Origin of the sequence: Dellaglioa algida DSM 15638, from assembly GCF_001434695.1 — a bacterium.
In the GTDB taxonomy this organism is placed as follows: domain Bacteria; phylum Bacillota; class Bacilli; order Lactobacillales; family Lactobacillaceae; genus Dellaglioa; species Dellaglioa algida.
Genome location: NZ_AZDI01000001.1, coordinates 291,365 through 310,186, shown reverse-complemented (window position 1 = coordinate 310,186; position 18,822 = coordinate 291,365). Strand labels below are relative to the sequence as shown.

The window sequence follows — 18,822 nt, the reverse complement described above, 5'->3', positions numbered from 1 at the left end:
GGTAATTGATTTGGAGGCAAATTAAAATGATTAATCGTAAAATTCCAATGCGGAAAGATATCGTTACGGGTGAAATGAAACCCAAAAAAGAGCTTGTTCGTGTTGTGAAAAATAAAGAAAATGAAGTATCTTTGGATCCAACTGGTAAAAAGCCAGGCCGTGGCGCTTATATTTTTCTTGATGTAGACGTGGCTAAGAAGGCACAAAAAGAAAGAACGTTTAATAAAGCGTTTGGTATCAAAATTGACGATTCATTTTATGAAGAACTTGTTGAATACGTTGATCATCAGGTAGCTAGACGAGAATTGTTTAAAGATGGAAAATAGTCAAAAATTCTTACAAATGCTAGGTTTGACCAGACGCGCAGGAATGTTAGTGACTGGTGAAGGATTAGTGTTAAATGCTGTCAGAAAGAATAAAGCGAAATTGGTTATTCTCTCTGAAGATTGTGGACAAGCGACTTTAAAAAAAGTAACAGATAAGTGTAACAGTTATAATGTGAAATTATATGTTGGCTTTTCAAAAGCCATTTTAAGCGAAGCCGTTGGACAACAGCGCACGGTTTATGCTATTACCGATAAGGGTTTTAGCAGAAGGATGTGTGACTTAATGGATATATAGAAGGAGCATGCAAATATGGGAAAAAAAAGAATTTATGAATTAGCTAAAGAGCTAGATTTGAATACTAAAGATGTTATCGATTTTGCAACAACAAAAGGATTTGATGTTAAAAATCATATGTCAACTATTGGTGACAATGAAGAACGTCAAATCCGCGATAACTTTAAAAAAGGGACTGCTAAACCTGCAGCCGTAAAGAAACCCGCTGCAAAGGTTGCACCCAAAGCTGCAACGAATAAGCCAGCTGCTAAGAAACCGGCACAACCTGTTTCAAAAACAACGAGCAGTAAACCTGCCGCTCAAAAAACAAATCCGGTAGCAGCTAAACCAGCTACTACTACGGCGAGTGCAACAACTAAAGCAACAAGTGACAAACCTGCAAGTCGTCCTCAAAATAGTACGCAATCAAGTGCTAGAACTGCTAATAACGGTAACGCTAATCAGCAAGGACGTTCGAGATTTAATAACAATAATCGTTATGGGAATAATCCTTATAACAAACGTAACAGAAATAAGAAAAACCGTCGCTCAACGACGCCAAAACCACCAGTATCACCTAGAAAAGATAAACCATTACCAGAAATCTTATTTTACAATGAAGCAACAAACGTTGCAGAAATTGCTAAAAAGATTCATCGCGAACCAGCAGAAATCATCAAAAAATTATTTATGCTGGGCGTAATGGTTAACCAAAATCAAACACTTGATACGGATACAATTGAAATTTTAGCATCTGAATATGGAATCAAATCAGAAGCTAAAATTGATGTTGATGTTGCCGATATTGACAAGTTGTTTGATGCTGAAGTTAAAAATGAAGATAATCTTGTTTCAAGACCACCAGTTGTTACAATCATGGGACATGTTGATCACGGTAAGACAACCTTACTTGATAAATTACGCCATACTCATGTTACTGACGGTGAAGCCGGCGGTATTACGCAACATATTGGTGCTTACCAAGTAAAACATGATAACAAAACGATTACTTTCTTGGATACACCTGGACATGCTGCATTTACAAATATGCGTGCCCGTGGTGCAGATATTACTGATATTACAGTATTAGTTGTTGCTGCTGATGATGGGGTTATGCCTCAAACAATCGAAGCAATTAATCATTCAAAAGCTGCAAACGTTCCAATTATTGTTGCGGTTAATAAGATTGATAAACCTGGTGCAAATCCCGCCCATGTTACAGAACAATTAGCTGAATATGAATTAATTCCTGAAAGTTGGGGTGGCGACACAATTTTCGTTGAAATTTCAGCGAAGACTGGTGACAACCTTGATGAGTTATTAGAAATGATTTTACTTGAAGCTGAAGTTCTTGAATTAAAAGCAAATCCAAAACAAAAAGGTATTGGTTCAGTTATTGAAGCACGTCTTGATAAAGGCCGTGGAACGGTTGCTTCATTACTTGTTCAACAAGGAACTTTAAAAGTTGGTGATCCAATTGTTGTTGGGAATAGTTTCGGACGTGTTCGTACTATGACAAATGATAAAGGTCGTCAAGTCAATAAAGCTAAACCTGCAACACCAGTTGAAATTACTGGTTTGAATGATGTTCCGGGTGCCGGCGATCGTTTCGTTGTCTTCGATGACGAAAAAACGGCTCGCGCAGCTGGTGAAGAACGTGCTAAACGTGCCTTAACGAAGGAACGTGGAAACGTGACTCATGTAACGCTTGATAACTTGTTTGATTCTCTTAAAGAAGGCGAATTAAAAGAAGTTGCTGTTATTATTAAAGCCGATGTACAGGGATCAGTTGAAGCTCTTGCAGGTAGTTTGAAGAAGATTGATGTTGAAGGCGTTCGCGTTAACATTATTCATCAAGCTGCTGGTGCAATCACTGAAAGTGATGTTACCTTAGCAGAAGCAAGTAACGCTATCATCATTGGTTTCAATGTGCGTCCAACGCCTCAAGCTAAACTTCAAGCACAATCTGATGAAGTGGATATTCGCTTACATCGTGTTATTTATAACGCGATTGAAGAAATTGAAACTGCCATGAAAGGGATGCTTGAACCCGTTTATGAAGAAAAAATTACGGGCCAAGTTGAAATTCGTGAAACATACAAAGTTACAAAAGTTGGAACAATCGGTGGTGCTTATGTCACTGAAGGTTACATCGAAAGAGATAGTGGCGTTCGTTTAATCCGTGACGGAATTGTGATTTACGAAGGTAAATTAGCAAGTTTGAAACGCTTTAAAGATGACGTTAAGATCGTTAAACAAGGTTTCGAATGTGGTGTCATGATTGAAAAATACAATGACATTAGAGAAGGCGACCAAATTGAAGCCTACGTTATGGAAGAAGTTCCAGTTAAATAATTCATAACAACTATTAGGAGGATATACAATGACACAACATTATCGTGTGGGTCGTTTATCACAAGAAATCCAAAAAGAAGTTAATGACATTCTTTTAAAACGCGTGAGAGATCCTCGCGTTGAAGGTGTTACAATTACGGGTGTAAATGTGACTGGTGACTTGCAACAGGCGACAATTTACTACAGTATTTTGTCAAATATGGCATCAGATGCACAAAAAACACAACGTGGTTTAGAAAAAGCTTCTGGATTAATTCGTGGTGAACTTGGATCAAGACTCTCGATTTATAAAACACCAGAATTAGCTTTTGTGAGAGATGAGTCGGTTCAATATGGCGACAAAATTGATCAACTGCTTAAAAAAATAGATTCTGAATATTAATTTAAAAGTCTTAAAACATTATTTAATAGTGTTTTAAGACTTTTTATTTTAAATTTTTATACTAAAGTACAAACGATATCCTTCAGTTTGATGACTATGCTATACTATTAAAAGTATAATAACGGAGGTAAGAAGATGGACGGAATTATTCCACTACTCAAAGAACGTGGTATGACTAGTCACGATTGTGTTTTTAAATGTCGTGGTATTTTTCAAACTAAAAAGGTTGGCCACTCTGGTACTTTAGATCCAAACGTTGACGGTGTTTTACCAATTTGTATTGGTAAAGCAACAAAGACCGTAAACTATTTAATGAATTCTGGTAAAGTGTATAAGGGTGAAATTACGCTTGGATTCTCTACTGAAACTGAAGATTTAGATGGTGAGACAATTGAAGAAAAAGATATTTTGAAACCATTTGAAGCAAATGAAATTGATGCTGTTATGAAACAAATGACGGGAACAATGATTCAAATACCACCAATGTTTTCTGCCGTTAAAGTTAATGGACGTCGGTTGTACGATTATGCACGTAAAGGTGAGACGGTTGAACGACCAGAACGAGAAATTACTGTGACTTCGTTTGTTCAAACAAAGCCCGCAGAATACGACGCCGAAAATAAAAGACAAAAAATTTATTTTGAAGTTGCCTGTGGTAAAGGGACTTATGTCAGAACGTTGGCTGTTGATCTTGGAAAAAAATTGGGTGTGCCTGCCGTTATGTCGGACTTGACCAGATTGGAAAGTGGCGGTTTTAGAATTGATAAAGCTTTCACGCTTGATCAACTTAATGAAGCCAAGGCTAATGGAACATTGGAATCATTATTATATCCAATTGACGCCGCATTAACGTCATTTAAAAAGTATGAATTAACTGATGAACAATGGGCGATTGTTAAAAATGGTGGTTTCTTGGCTATTGATTCTTTTAATGATGAACAGATGGTTGCATTAGTTTATGAAAATAAAATTAGATGTTTGTATAGATTGAACAGTGAAAAAGACCGTTATCAATCTGAAACAATGTTTGATTTAGGGTAAAGGAAGTTATTGTGATATGAAAGTTATTTATTTAACTGAGCCATACGATCCTAAAGAAATTGATGACGAGGCAATCTCGCTAGCTATGGGATTTTTTGATGGCGTTCATTTAGGACATCAAAAAGTAATACTAAAGGCTAAACAAAAAGCCAACGAAAAGAAAATTAAACTTGCGGTGATGACGTTTGATAAGCATCCTTCGGTTCAATTTCAAAAGAAACCTGAACGAAGTATTAAATACTTAACCTCAATGGAAAAGAAAATTTCATTAATGGAGGGACTAGGTGTTGATATTTTTTATATCCTAACGTTAAACAATGATTTGGCAAGTTTAACACCACAGGATTTTGTTACCAAGTATATGATTGATCTGCATGCACAAGTTGTTGTTGCTGGGTTTGATTATACTTATGGTAAAAAAGATATTGCTAATATGGATACATTGGCCAAGTATGCTCATCAACAATTTGAGGTTGTAACTGTACCTGAATTGATATCTGAAGATCAAAAGATAAGTTCAACTAGAATTAGGGCTGCTATCGATAAAGGGCAGATAAACGATGTGAATAGATTGTTAGGGTATGAGTATCAAACGATTGGTGAGGTTGTTCATGGCGAAGCCAGGGGTAGAGAACTTGGGTTTCCGACGTTGAATCTAGAGTTTAACGAGCATATTCGAATTCCGGGACCTGGAATCTATGTGACAAGGGTCCAGGTATCTGGTGTCTGGTATCGTGGAATGGCATCTATCGGATATAATGTCACATTTGGGCAAGATCGTGAATTAACCGTTGAAATTAATTTGTTTGATTTTAATGAAATGATCTATGGTCAACAGGTAACGGTCGAATGGCTGTCATATTTGAGAAGTGAAATTAAATTTGATGGGATTGATGGATTAATCTCACAGTTAAATCAAGATAAAAAAATGACAATTGCTTATTTTAATTAATTAATCTAAATAAATCATAAATGACTGACTAAATAGAGATATTTAGTCAGTCATTTTCTTTAAAAAAACGAGTGCATTCCTTGACAACAATCTAAACATTTAGTATATTAATAGTTGTCTTAGCACTCTATTGTGCTAAGTGCTAAAAAGAGGTGATTGATCATGCTAACGGAAAGACAAATGTTAGTGTTAGAAGCAATTGTCAGAGTTTATACGGAAGTTGGACAACCGGTTGGTTCTAAATCGGTCGTCGACTTTTTGCCAATGCATGTTAGTTCGGCAACGATAAGAAATGAAATGGTTGCCTTGGAGAATAAAGGGTTAATTAAAAAAACGCATTCTTCTTCAGGACGCATCCCTTCGTTTTTAGGATATCGTTATTACGTAGACCATATTGTTCAACCCGGGGTTGTTCCGGCGGCAGAACTGGTGAATATTCAAAATTCTCTTGGTGTTCATTTTCAAAAGATTGATGAAATATTTGCGGAATCAACTAAGATTCTTTCAGATTTGACGAATTATACGGCAATTTCACTACGACCTGAAACAACGGAGAGTCGACTCGAAGGGTTCCGATTAGTTCCACTAGGAAATCACCGAATTATGGCTATTCTTGTTATGAGTAGTGGTGTTGTTGAAAATCAAACGTTTAGTATTCCTAAATCAATTAATGGTTCAGATTTGGAAGCTGTAACGAGGTTGTTGAACGACCAATTAATTGGGTTGTCGTTAGCCGAAATTTCTATGAAGCTAAGGACAAGTATACCGGTTATGTTGGTTGATTATATGCGTAGGCCGGATGGCATTTTAGATGTTTTTGGTAATATTTTAAAGCAGGCAGCACGTGAACAGGTTTTTGTTGGTGGTAAATCTAATATTTTAGATTTTGCAACTGACAGTAACGTGGATGAACTAAAATCGCTGTACGATTTAGTAGATACATCGAATAATAAGAATATTGGTGATTTGATTGGCATTCAAGGTAAACCCATTCAAATTAAGATTGGTGAGGAATTAACGAATCAATTACTTGATAACTATAGTCTAATATCAGCTAGTTATGATGTTAGCGACCATGGTCAGGGTGTTATTGCGTTATTGGGTCCAACAAATATGCCATATTCAAAGATGATTGGTTTACTCGATGCATTCAGTGATGAGCTTGCAAAAAAATTATTAGATTATTATCAACAATTTGATAAATAAGAAAAGGGGTGTTGTGTGTGGTTAAGGATGCCAAAGAAGATTTAGTTGAGGAAGATGTTGCACAAGAGCAACATCAAGCTAATGAAACAACTGATCAAAATGAGAAAAAAAGTTCTGTTACTGATAAAGTAAAAGAAAAATTTAGTAAAAAACCTTCTGATGCGGATAAGTTGGCTGAATTACAAGTCAATCTAGATGCAATGGAAGATAAATATTTACGGGCAGAAGCCGAGATGGCAAATATGAATACTCGCTTTAAGAAAGAACAAGAACAACTCTTGAAGTATAGTGGACAGTCATTAGCTAAAGACGTTTTACCTGTTATCGATAATTTAGAAAGAGCGTTGTCAATTGAGGTCGATACTGAAAATGGCGAGCAACTAAAAAAAGGTATCGAATTAGTTTACAAAGATGCACAAAAAGCGTTAACTAATAATGACGTGATTGAAATTGCAACTGATGGCGTTATGTTCGATCCAACTATTCATCAAGCAGTTCAAACTGTTCCTGCTTCTGATGATCAGAAGGCAGATACAATTGTTCAAGTCCTTCAAAAAGGATACAAATTAAAAGATAGAGTGTTACGTCCAGCAATGGTCGTTGTCGCTCAATAATAATATAAGAAGAGGTAGATAAATTATGGCAAAGATTATAGGAATTGATTTAGGAACAACTAACTCAGCTGTTGCTGTTTTAGAAGGTAAAGAAGCAAAAATTATTACAAATCCAGAAGGAAACCGTACAACACCATCAGTTGTTTCATTTAAAGATGGCGAAACACAAGTCGGTGAAGTTGCAAAACGTCAAGCAATCACAAATCCAGATACTGTGGCATCAATTAAACGTCACATGGGTGAAGAAGGCTATAAAGTTGATATTCAAGGTAAATCATATACACCACAAGAAGTTTCAGCAATGATTTTACAATACATTAAAGAATATTCTGAAGCATACTTAGGCGAATCAGTAACACAAGCTGTTATTACAGTTCCTGCTTACTTCAATGATTCACAACGTCAAGCTACAAAAGATGCTGGTAAAATTGCTGGTTTAGAAGTTGAACGTATTGTTAACGAACCAACTGCAGCAGCTTTGGCATATGGTCTTGAAAATACTGAAAAAGATGAAAAAATCCTTGTCTTTGATTTAGGTGGTGGTACATTTGATGTTTCTATCCTTGAATTAGGCGACGGTGTCTTTGAAGTATTATCAACAAATGGTGATACTAAACTTGGTGGCGATGATTTTGATCAAAAAATCATGGACTGGTTAGTTGATACTTTCAAAAAAGAAAATGGTATTGATTTATCAAAAGACAAAATGGCAATGCAACGTCTTAAAGATGCTGCTGAAAAAGCTAAAAAAGATGTTTCTGGTGTTACTAGTGCACAAATTAGCTTACCATTTATCACAGCCGGTGCTGCTGGACCTTTACATTTAGAAGCAACATTATCACGTGCACAATTCGATAACTTAACACAAGAATTAGTTGAACGTACACGTATTCCAGTTCAAAATGCTTTGAAGGATGCTGGTTTAATAAATGCTGATATTGATCAAGTTATCTTGGTTGGTGGATCAACACGTATTCCAGCAGTTCAAGCATTAGTTGAAAAAGAAACAGACCATAAACCTAACCAATCAGTTAACCCTGATGAAGCTGTTGCACTTGGTGCTGCAATTCAAGGTGGTGTGATTACTGGTGATGTTAAGGATGTCGTTTTACTTGATGTAACACCACTTTCATTGGGTATTGAAACAATGGGTAGTGTCTTCACTAAGTTAATTGACCGTAACACAACAATTCCAACAAGTAAGTCACAAACATTCTCAACAGCCGCAGATAATCAACCAGCCGTTGATATCCATGTCTTACAAGGTGAACGTCCAATGGCTACAGATAACAAAACATTGGGTCGCTTCCAATTAAATGATATTCCTGCTGCACCTCGTGGCATCCCTCAAATCGAAGTTAAATTTGATATTGATAAAAATGGGATTGTTAATGTTTCTGCTAAAGATTTAGGCACAAACAAAGAACAAAAAATTACAATCAAGAGTTCAGGTGGTCTTGCAGAAGACGAAATCGAACGCATGGTTAACGAAGCTAAAGAAAATGAAGAAGCTGATAAAGCACGTAAAGAAGAAGTTGACTTGAAAAATGAAGTTGACCAATTATTATTCTCAGTTGATAAAACTTTAGAAGAATTAAAAGGTAAAGTAACTGAAGAAGAAATTAAATCTGCAGAAGATGCTCGTGATGCTTTGAAGAAAGCTCAAGAAGATAACAATGTTGAAGATATGAAAGTTAAGAAAGACGAATTGAATAAAATCGTTCAAGACCTAACTGTTAAATTATATCAACAAGCACAAGATGCTCAAGGTGAAGCTGGTGCCGAAGGCGCAGCTAAAGACCCTAAAGATGAAACGGTCGATGGTGACTTCGAAGAAGTTAAACCTGAAGACAAGAAATAATTTTTACCAAATTCTAAGCATGATAGAAAGTCAAAGGCCTTTGGGACTTTGACTTTTTATTTCATGTTAGGCATGTTATCCTATTTAGAGCAATAAAAACCAAAAAGGTTATTCGGAGGTACGGAATGGCAGAGAACAGAGATCCATATGATGTACTTGGTGTGACTAAGGAATCATCACCTGAGGAAATAAAAAAAGCGTACCGTAAGTTATCTAAACAATATCATCCAGATATTAATAAAGATGCTGGTGCGGAAGATAAATTCAAAGAAATTACTGAAGCTTATGAGACTGTTGGGGACCCACAAAAGAAGGCTGAATATGACCAATATGGTTCAGCTGGATCACAAGGTGGTGGCTACCGAGGTTTTGGTGGTCAAGGCCAACAAGGTGGATTTGGCGGCGGTGGATTTGAAGATATTTTCAGTTCATTTTTCGGTGGCGGTGCTACTCAAGACCCAACTGCTCCGCGTGCAGGACGTGATTTACAATACGAGATGACATTGACATTTAACGAAGGTGTTTTTGGTAAGGAATCAACAATCAAATACAATCGTAAAAGTCTTTGTGCCACTTGTGGCGGTTCTGGTGCAAAACCTGGAACATCTCCAATTACATGTCGCAAGTGTGGCGGACGAGGCACAATTCAAGTTGAGCGTCGGACACCACTTGGCAATATGATGACTGAACAAGAATGTGACGTTTGTCATGGTTCAGGTAAAGAAATTGAAGAAAAATGTGAAACTTGTCATGGTTCAGGTCATACTGACGAAAGACATGAAGTTAAAGTAACCGTTCCTGCCGGCGTTGAAGATGGTCAACAAATGCGTCTACAAGGACAAGGTGAAGCGGGCGAGAATAGCGGGCCTTATGGAGATTTGTACATTATCTTTAGAGTCCAAGCTAGTGGAACTTTTGATCGCGAAGGATCTGAGATTTATATTGATGTTCCGATAAGTTTCGTTCAAGCTGCTTTGGGTGACGAAGTGACGGTTGAAACGGTACACGGTGACGTTAAAATGAAAATTCCAGCTGGAACTCAGACAGGAACAACATTTAGATTACGTGATAAGGGTGCACCTAAGTTACATGGTAAAGGTAACGGTGACCAACAAGTGACGGTTAATATCGAAACGCCTCGTAACTTGAAAAAAGAACAAAAAGAAGCTTTAAAAGAGTTTGCTACAGCTAGCGGCAAAAATGTTGTTGGTGAAGGTAACTTGTTTGATAAGTTAAAAGATCAATTTAAAGGTAAAAAATAAATCGGAAGATAGGATCGTCTTAATGAGATGATTCTATTTTTTTGTACAAGAACTGTAATTGTGTTTACCCGTGTTGATTGTTATACTTGAAAAAGATAGAGACAAGAAAGTAGGACGCAATTAATGGATTTTGAAGAAATGCAAGACAGACAAAAACATATTCGTAATTTTTCGATTGTGGCACATATTGATCACGGAAAATCAACGCTTGCGGATCGTATCCTTGAGATGACTGATACAGTTACGAAACGTGAGATGAAGAATCAATTATTGGATTCAATGGATCTTGAACGAGAACGTGGTATTACAATAAAATTAAATGCGGTTGAGTTACATTATCTTGCTAAAGATGGTGAAACATATATCTTCCATTTAATCGATACACCAGGACATGTCGATTTCACTTATGAAGTTTCAAGAAGTTTAGCTGCTTGTGAGGGAGCTGTGCTTGTTGTTGATGCTGCTCAGGGGGTTGAAGCACAAACTCTTGCAAACGTTTATTTAGCAATCGATGATGATCTTGAAATTTTACCAGTCATTAATAAAATTGATTTACCATCTGCTAATATTGAAATGGTGAAAAAAGAAATTGAAGATGTTATTGGATTAGATGCTTCTGATGCCGTTTTAGCGAGTGCAAAAAATGGCATTGGTATTGAAGAGATGCTTGAACAAATTGTTACAAAAATTCCTGCACCAAGTGGTGATTTAAAGAAACCACTTAAGGCATTAATTTTTGATTCAATTTATGATAGCTATCGTGGTGTTGTTTTAAGTATCCGAGTAGTTGATGGCGTCGTAAAACCTGGTGATATGATTGAATTAATGAACAGTAAGAAGAAATATGAAGTTACGGAAGTTGGCGTTATGTCACCCAAGGCTGTTGACCGCGAGTTTTTAATGGCTGGTGACGTTGGTTATATTACAGCGGCAATTAAAGATATTCGTGACACGCGAGTCGGTGATACCGTAACATCGGCAGATAATCCTGCTACTGAGCCATTAGACGGTTATCGTGCAATTAATCCGATGGTTTACTGTGGACTCTATCCTGTTGATAATTCAAAATATAATGAATTACGTGAAGCGCTTGAAAGATTACAGTTGAATGATGCTGCTCTGCAGTTTGAACCAGAAACGTCTCAAGCTTTGGGATTTGGGTTCCGTTGTGGGTTCTTAGGGTTGTTGCACATGGATGTTGTTCAAGAACGCTTAGAACGTGAATCTGGGCTAGATTTGATAACGACGGCACCATCCGTTATTTATCATGTTGATTTAACTGATGGTGAGAAGTTAATTGTCTCTAATCCCTCTGAAATGCCGGAACCATCATCAATTAAACAAATTAATGAGCCATATGTGAAGGCAAGTATCATGGTACCTAATGAATACGTTGGTGCGGTTATGGAACTTTGCCAGAAAAAACGTGGCGTTTTTGATACCATGGACTATTTAGATGAATTCCGTGTCAACATTATTTATCATATGCCTTTATCGGAAATTATTTTTGATTTCTTCGATAAGTTAAAATCAAATACGCGTGGATATGCCTCTCTTGATTACGAAGAAGAAGGTTATCGTCCAAGTGATTTAATTAAGGTTGATATCTTATTAAATGGTGAAGCAGTTGATGCTTTAAGCTTTATTGTCCATCGGGATTTCTCGTTTGAACGCGGTAAGGGAATTGTCAACAAACTACGGACATTAATTCCCCGTCAAATGTTTGAAATTCCAGTCCAAGCTGCGGCTGGGCAAAAAATTATTGCGAGAACCAATATTAAAGCTTATCGTAAAGATGTTACGGCTAAGCTTTATGGTGGTGATCGTACACGCCGTATGAAACTTTTAGAAAAACAAAAAGCTGGTAAGAAACGAATGAAGCAAGTTGGTAACGTTGAGATTCCTCAAGAAGCATTTATGGCTGTCTTGAAGATTGACGAAGAGGAAGAAACTAAGAAAAAATAGATTTTTTAAATTAAATATTAGTATATAAAAGACTGGGTTTTATTGTGGGTTCACCTCAATTCAGTCTTTTTGTATTTTAACGAATAAATGTACTGGAGGATTTTTTTAGTTGACTATTAAAATAACTAATGTAAAACCGGATGACTTATTAGATATATTCAAAATTGAAGAAGCTGGATTTGTTCCAGGACAGGCGGCAACGAAAGAATCGAGCATATTACGGATACATTTTTTGTTGCTCGCAACGAAGATAATAAGGTCATAGGTTTTATTAATGGGCCAGTCGTTAATCAACGATATTTAACAGATGATTTATTTATAAAAACGACCGTAAACCCTGCGAACGGAGGATTCCAGAGTATTTTAAGTTTAGCTGTTTCTGCAAAGTATCAGCATCAGGGAATATCGGGTCAGCTACTTAAAGCTATGGAAGGAAATGCGTTATCTAATAAGCGACAAGCGGTTACTCTGACGTGTTTACGCGAACTTATTGGATTCTATGAAAGACATGGCTTTAAAAATGAAGGAATGGCTTTATCTAAGCATGGTGGAGCAGAGTGGTTTAACATGGTTAAGGTTATTTAATTATCGGAGAATAATACTTAAAATACCAGGATGAGTACAACTTGCTTGTTGTATTCATCTTTTTTTTGTACACTAAAGTCATTAAAGGGGAGTGACTATGATGGAGACAGATAAAAGTTGGAATTGGTATCATGAACAATGGGGGAAACCGACGTATGATGATTCCAAGCTATTTCAATTATTGACTATTGGTATTTTTCAAGTAGGTTTGAATTGGAAGATGATTGCCGGAAAACGAGACGTTTTTGCAAAATATTTTTATGATTACGACGTAGAACGAGTGGCCGCGATATTACCTGACGAAATAGAAGTTATGTTGAAAGATAGTGACATGATTAAGAATGAACGGAAAATTAACGCAACGATTAATGATGCTCAAGCGGTTTTATCCATTCAAAAAGAATATGGTAGTTTTTCAAATTATTTATGGAAATTTGTTAATGATAAGCCTTTGGTAAATGAATATACTGAACGCGACGAAGTACCGACAAGTAGTGAATTATCAAAAGCGGTTGCTGTGGATATGAAGAAACACGGCTTTACATATGTTGGGCCGATTGTTATGTATATGTTCATGAAAGCTGGCGGAATGGTTCAGGACAACGTATTAAATGAATAAAAAATGGTAACTAGATTAAACTGTAATCTAGTTACCATTTTTTTATGATGAGAATGAGTCCGTATTTTGCATGTAAACCATCTCGTCGTATGAAATTTGTTCTCGAAGTGAATTAGCTGTTTCTCGTGATATTAGATTTTGTTCCAATTGAAGTTGGACAAAATTGTATTCTAATTGGAAGGCACTTATGAAGATATTATTTTGTGAAATAAGTTCAGTTTCATTTGAAAATGAACGTCTGTGACGGACTGATAAAAATTGTCTGACCATGGTGACAGTCATAGAATTTTCAACAGTTGTAATGGATGTTAAGTAGGTGATTGCGGCCTGGTAGCCAGATTCTTCCATTAAAATAAATTCGTCTTTGGTGCTACTGTAATATTTTTTAAAGGCAGATTTCTGATCTTCTGTAACTTGAGATAAAGCTCTCTTTCCTTTTTTGATTGCAAGTTTTTTAAATAAGCGTAGTAAATAAAATTTTAAATGCATGAATAAATTTTTTAATGAAAATCCACGTGTTGATTGATAGGTGGTAACTAAAAATTTCTCGTACCATGTAACCATTTTTTCTGAAACCTGACCACTCGATAGTAGTTCGCGTAAAATATTTTCTTCAATTTCTTGTGTTTTTTCTAATAGTTCATAAAAATCATTTTTTTTGGGTCGTTTTAAAAAATTCTGTTGATTATATAATGTTTCAATGACTATTTGACGTTCTGGGCTGGGAACCGTCGTCATATTAAGCTGTTCGACTGTATAAACAACCATTTTAGAACGAACATGACTCGTATTTTCTGGAATAGCGAGTTCATTCTTTTTAGGAATCAGACGTGGTAACAAAAGCGTTGGAACAATCATGCTAATTAAAATAACGAGTGCGGCCATAAAAATAATTTCGTTTCTCATCGGAAATGGGGCACCTGAAATTGTTATTAAGGGTAATGAGTAGGCCATTGATAGTGTAATTGTTCCATGAATACCGCTCAAGGCGAATGTTAAATTATCTTTTATTGATGACATATTTAATGCGAAACGGGCCCATAAGAAGCGCATTAACGTCATAACGGCGTAAATACCTAAACTGATGGCGAATAAAATTAATGAATTGAACCCCGAACCTTTGAATAGATCTAATGTGACTGTTGGTAATGTTAAACCTAGAACAACAAAGACAAAGCCATTTAAGGCATCTGTTAACACCTTCCAGAGACTACTTGAGACAAACTGTAGCTTAGTTGAAGATAACCTTAAACGGTCTTTTTGAACGCCGTGAATTAACCCTGCGGCTACGACAGCTAAAATACCTGAAAAACCAAATTCTTCAGAGATAAAATAAATGAGAAAAGGCGTTATGATTTCAATGGGAATCATAACGGCAGTGTCTTCAATATGCCAACTTAACAAAGTCAATCGTATTCTAACGAATATGAGGCCCAGAAAACCACCAATTAAAAGACCACCGAAAAATGATGCGTTAAAAGCGTTTAGACCTTCATTTATAGAAAATGTACCGGAGGCAAAAGCCGTTAAGGCTAAATTAAGGCCAACAATACCGGATGCGTCATTGAACAATGATTCATTTTCTAGCATATTCATCATTGATTCAGGAATCGGTAAATTTTTTGTCACTGAAGAAACGGCAACCGTATCCGTGGGTGTAACAATTGCGGCTAACGCAAATGCTAGAGCAAGAGAAAGTTCTGGCAAGAAGGTGTGAGCTAGAAATCCCGTGACAACAATGGTCAGCCCAACTAGCACGATGGCCAGTGAAAGTGTTGCTAAAATATTTTTAGCCAATGCACGCCTAGACGTATTTTGTGCTTCATTAAAAATAATGGGCGCAACAATCATCATAAAAAATAATTCTGGTTTTAGTTCGAAATGTTGAAAAAGTGGTAATAATGACAATCCTAAACCAATACTGATTTGGTAAAAGGCCTGTGGGATTCTAGGAAATTTAATGGCAAATACGTTTGCGATAACTACGCCACCAAGTAGTAATAAAATAATAGATAAGGAACTCATAATTAAATCCTCCGACAACTTCTTTTAGAATGGACTCTATATTAACACATGTCGGGATTTAACGACATATAAAAAGGACTAAGTTATCTGAAAATAACTTAGTCCTTTCATTTATTATACGAACAAATTAATAATCATGACACCACCAAGTCCGGAGACGGAAACGACTGTTTCCAGAACCGTCCATGTTGCAAGCGTTTCTTTAACAGTTAAATCAAAGTATTCTTTAATCATCCAGAAACCGGCATCATTAACGTGTGAGGCAATTAAACTACCAGAACCAATTGCAATTACCATTAATGCTGGATCAACACCTGTACCTGCCATTAATCCACTAACAAGACCAGCTGCAGTCAATGCAGCAACCGTCGCGGAGCCAAGAGAAACTCTCAGTAGCGCAGCAATTAACCAGCCTAAGAAAAGTGGTGATAATGAAGATGATTCAAACATTTTTGAGATAACATTTGCAACGCCACCGTCGACAAGTACTTGTTTAAATGCGCCACCACCACCAATAATTAATAGTAACATTGCAATTTGTTTAACGGCTACTTCAAGAGATGACATAATATCTTTAACGGGTATTTTGCGTGCGAATCCCATTGAGTAAATAGCAAACAACAGTGAGAGAAGCATAGCCACGCCAGGAGCACCGATAAACATAAAGAATGAATCTACTGAGTTTGGATTTTTTGGCCGTATTCCTTTATTAACGACCATATCGTAGATTGTTGAAATAGCCATAATGATAACGGGGAATAATGATGTTAACGTACTCATTCCAAAACTAGGTGTGTCTTCAAGTTTAAATTCCTTTTGTGTCCCCAATGCGCTCAAATTACCTTTTTGTTTAAATGCTGAAGGAATATATTTTTGGGCAACGACCGCAAAGAGTGGTCCCGCAATTAATGTCACAGGAATGGCTAATATTAAGCCATAAATAAGAACCATCCCTACATTAGCATTTAGAGCCGATGCAATGGCCGTTGGCGCCGGATGAGGAGGTAAGAATCCGTGAGTAACTGAAAGTGCAGCTGCCATGGGAATCCCAAGGTATAAGATTGAAATACCCAATTCTGTTGCGATTGCGAAAATAATTGGAATTAATAAAACAATACCCACCTCGAAGAATAAGGCGATACCAATAATAAATGACGCTAATACAACAGCGAGTTGAATCCATTTTCGACCGAAACGATTAATTAAGGTAGTCGCAATTCGGTAAGCACCACCCGAATCTGCTACTAATTTACCAAGCATAGCACCAAATCCGAAGACTAATGATAAATGGCCTAACTGACTACCAATTCCATTTTCAATGGAAGTTGTAATTTTATCTAACGGCATCCCCAAGCCAATGGCAACAACAAATGATGTAATAATTAATGAAACAAATGTATTTAACTTAAACTTAATAATTAATAAAAGTAAAAATAAAATCCCAATAAAAACGATTAAAAGTGGCATAATAACTTTCCCCCAGTAGTACTAGATTTGATGATAATGCTTACGTTGGAAATCAGAAATGTTTTTATATTCAGAACTTAATGATCGACTTAAGCGAACAAAAATAGGTAACAATTCACGATAGACTTCAAAATTTTCTTTTTGTGGTTGATGAACATGCGTCGAACCAATCATATTTTCAACGGCTGACAAATCAGCAATTAAGTGCAAACTTTCCATACCTAAAACGGCCGCACCAAGACAAGAACTTTCAAAACTTTCAGGAATTGTGACTTCTTGCTCAAAAATATCGGCCAATAGTTGACGCCATAATGAAGACTGGGCAAATCCGCCTGTTGCTTGAATTCTAGTTGGACTTCCAGAAACTTCGGTTAACGCTAACATAACCATATCCAAATTAAAGACAATTCCTTCGAGTACGGCACGTGCCATATGTGCACGTGTGTGCTGTCGTGTTAATCCGAAGAATGAACCTCTGGCATTTGCATCCCAAAGAGGTGCACGTTCGCCACCAAGATAAGGATGGAAGAGTAGTCCATCGGATCCAGCAGGGACTTTTTCAGCAATCTGAGTGATGATTTCATATGGATCAATCTGCATCTGTTCAGCAGTAATTTTTTCGGGTGTGAATATTTCATCTCTCAACCAACGGAAGACAATCCCTCCATTATTAACTGGCCCGCCAATAACCCATTTATCTTTTGCGAGCGCGTAACAGAATAAACGTCCTTTAGGATCCGTAACGGGATGATCAATAACCATTCTGACTGCGCCACTTGTGCCAATTGTAACGGCTGCAACGCCTGGATCAATAGCGTCGACACCAAGGTTTGAAAGGACACCATCACTTGCGCCAATAATAAATGGTACTTTACGACTAATACCCGTTTTTTTAGAAAATTCTTTATCGAGTCCCGTTAATTGGTAAGTTGTCTCGACTAATTCTGGTAACTTCTCAGGCGTAACTCCGGCTACTGATAGTGCTTGTTCATCCCAATCTAAATTAAAGATATTAAACAAACCTGTTGCCGATGCTAGCGAATGATCAATAACAAGTCGATCAAATAATTGATATAAAATATAATCTTTAATACCAACAAAGTAGGAAGCTTGATTAAACAAATCTGGTTTTTCATTTTTTAACCAAATTAATTTCGACAATGGCGACATTGGATGGATAGGTGTTCCGGTTTTGAGATAAATTTCATGACCAATCCCTGACTCATTTAAATCGTCACTCCATTTGCTAGCTCTATTGTCAGCCCAAGTGATTGATCGTGTAAGAGGTTTGTGATTTTTATCGAGTAATATTAAGCTATGCATCGCAGCGGAGAACGCGACACCTTTTAAATCGGTAGAACTTAGATTTGCTTTTTTGTTGACCTGAGTAATTGCCTCAGTTACGGCAGCGTAAATTTCTTCAGGATCTTGCTCAGCCATTCCATCTTCTTCTTGATAAAGGGGGTAGCTGATGTTTGCGTATTCAATTACGCTACCTTTAAGATCATATAAAACTGCTTTCGTACTAGTTGTTCCGATATCGACACCAATCATGTATGGCATAGTAGAAATCTCCTTAATTAAATAGTATTGTGGGCGATGTTTTTTAAAGAATTAGTTGGTTAACGCTTACATTATCTTCTTTAGAGAATTATAAAGCAACTAATTAACCTTTACCTAAGATTTGATAGGAGTGGGTAACAAGCTAAGCCAATTAAAAAGATTGAAAAAAAGAGCGCTTGGATATGTTGATGATGGTTACCGCGATGCAACAATAAACCTGAGCCTGCGAGAACAATGATGTAACAACCAAGTAATATCAGAAAAACAAAGGTATCCGTGATTGAGTTCAAACTAACAAGTAAAAATAAGCCTAATATTAAAAGCC

At 36.6% G+C, this 18,822-nt stretch carries 17 protein-coding genes; 14 read left to right on the top strand and 3 right to left on the bottom strand.

The window, feature by feature from the left end:
* Positions 1 to 26 precede the first annotated feature (26 nt).
* From rnpM to FC66_RS01530, 14 genes are all read left to right on the top strand, one after another.
* A complete protein-coding gene (gene rnpM, locus FC66_RS01590; RefSeq protein WP_057973620.1) occupies positions 27 to 326 on the top strand; it encodes an RNase P modulator RnpM in 300 nt (99 codons plus the stop codon).
* Complete coding sequence (locus tag FC66_RS01585; RefSeq protein WP_057973619.1) at positions 316 to 621, top strand: L7Ae/L30e/S12e/Gadd45 family ribosomal protein; 306 nt, start codon at positions 316 to 318, stop codon at positions 619 to 621. Before rnpM ends, FC66_RS01585 begins: the two co-directional genes overlap by 11 nt.
* Positions 622 to 636: 15 nt before the next feature.
* On the top strand, positions 637 to 2,955 hold the full coding sequence (gene infB / locus FC66_RS01580) for a translation initiation factor IF-2 (RefSeq protein ID WP_057973618.1): 2,319 nt from the start codon (positions 637 to 639) through the stop codon (positions 2,953 to 2,955).
* 28 nt (positions 2,956 to 2,983) lie between these two features.
* Complete coding sequence (gene rbfA / locus FC66_RS01575; RefSeq protein WP_057973617.1) at positions 2,984 to 3,337, top strand: 30S ribosome-binding factor RbfA; 354 nt, start codon at positions 2,984 to 2,986, stop codon at positions 3,335 to 3,337.
* 135 nt (positions 3,338 to 3,472) lie between these two features.
* A complete protein-coding gene (gene truB, locus FC66_RS01570) occupies positions 3,473 to 4,378 on the top strand; it encodes a tRNA pseudouridine(55) synthase TruB (RefSeq protein WP_057973616.1) in 906 nt (301 codons plus the stop codon).
* 16 nt (positions 4,379 to 4,394) lie between these two features.
* Complete coding sequence (ribF, locus tag FC66_RS01565; RefSeq protein WP_057973615.1) at positions 4,395 to 5,330, top strand: riboflavin biosynthesis protein RibF; 936 nt, start codon at positions 4,395 to 4,397, stop codon at positions 5,328 to 5,330.
* 162 nt (positions 5,331 to 5,492) lie between these two features.
* A complete protein-coding gene (gene hrcA, locus FC66_RS01560; protein WP_057973614.1) occupies positions 5,493 to 6,536 on the top strand; it encodes a heat-inducible transcriptional repressor HrcA in 1,044 nt (347 codons plus the stop codon).
* A 17-nt stretch (positions 6,537 to 6,553) separates the two neighbouring features.
* Positions 6,554 to 7,150 carry a nucleotide exchange factor GrpE gene (gene grpE / locus FC66_RS01555; protein ID WP_057973613.1) on the top strand — a complete coding sequence of 199 codons (597 nt, stop codon included), beginning with the start codon at positions 6,554 to 6,556 and terminating at the stop codon, positions 7,148 to 7,150.
* 25 nt (positions 7,151 to 7,175) lie between these two features.
* Positions 7,176 to 9,011 carry a molecular chaperone DnaK gene (gene dnaK, locus FC66_RS01550; RefSeq protein ID WP_057973612.1) on the top strand — a complete coding sequence of 612 codons (1,836 nt, stop codon included), beginning with the start codon at positions 7,176 to 7,178 and terminating at the stop codon, positions 9,009 to 9,011.
* Positions 9,012 to 9,136: 125 nt separating this feature from the next.
* Positions 9,137 to 10,273 carry a molecular chaperone DnaJ gene (gene dnaJ, locus FC66_RS01545; protein WP_057973611.1) on the top strand — a complete coding sequence of 379 codons (1,137 nt, stop codon included), beginning with the start codon at positions 9,137 to 9,139 and terminating at the stop codon, positions 10,271 to 10,273.
* Positions 10,274 to 10,396: 123 nt separating this feature from the next.
* Positions 10,397 to 12,238 (top strand): translation elongation factor 4, encoded by a 1,842-nt coding sequence (gene lepA / locus FC66_RS01540; protein ID WP_057973610.1) that lies wholly within the window; start codon positions 10,397 to 10,399, stop codon positions 12,236 to 12,238.
* Positions 12,239 to 12,347: 109 nt separating this feature from the next.
* On the top strand, positions 12,348 to 12,503 hold the full coding sequence (locus FC66_RS08105) for a hypothetical protein (protein WP_235804031.1): 156 nt from the start codon (positions 12,348 to 12,350) through the stop codon (positions 12,501 to 12,503).
* On the top strand, positions 12,446 to 12,823 hold the full coding sequence (locus FC66_RS01535) for a GNAT family N-acetyltransferase (RefSeq protein ID WP_338131897.1): 378 nt from the start codon (positions 12,446 to 12,448) through the stop codon (positions 12,821 to 12,823). The genes FC66_RS08105 and FC66_RS01535 overlap by 58 nt, the downstream gene beginning before the upstream one ends.
* A 97-nt stretch (positions 12,824 to 12,920) precedes the next feature.
* Positions 12,921 to 13,442, top strand: coding sequence for a DNA-3-methyladenine glycosylase I (locus FC66_RS01530; RefSeq protein ID WP_420911468.1), 522 nt, complete (start codon positions 12,921 to 12,923; stop codon positions 13,440 to 13,442).
* Positions 13,443 to 13,484: 42 nt separating this feature from the next.
* Here the strand turns inward: FC66_RS01530 and FC66_RS01525 are convergent, their stop codons facing one another.
* The 3 genes from FC66_RS01525 to gntK form a co-directional block, all read right to left on the bottom strand.
* A complete protein-coding gene (locus FC66_RS01525; RefSeq protein ID WP_057973608.1) occupies positions 13,485 to 15,467 on the bottom strand; it encodes a cation:proton antiporter in 1,983 nt (660 codons plus the stop codon).
* A gap of 114 nt (positions 15,468 to 15,581) precedes the next feature.
* Positions 15,582 to 16,934, bottom strand: coding sequence for a gluconate:H+ symporter (locus FC66_RS01520; protein WP_057973607.1), 1,353 nt, complete (start codon positions 16,932 to 16,934; stop codon positions 15,582 to 15,584).
* Between the two features lie 21 nt (positions 16,935 to 16,955).
* Positions 16,956 to 18,497: a gluconokinase gene (gene gntK / locus FC66_RS01515; RefSeq protein WP_057973606.1), complete on the bottom strand. Its 1,542-nt coding sequence runs from the start codon at positions 18,495 to 18,497 to the stop codon at positions 16,956 to 16,958.
* Positions 18,498 to 18,822: the final 325 nt, after the last annotated feature.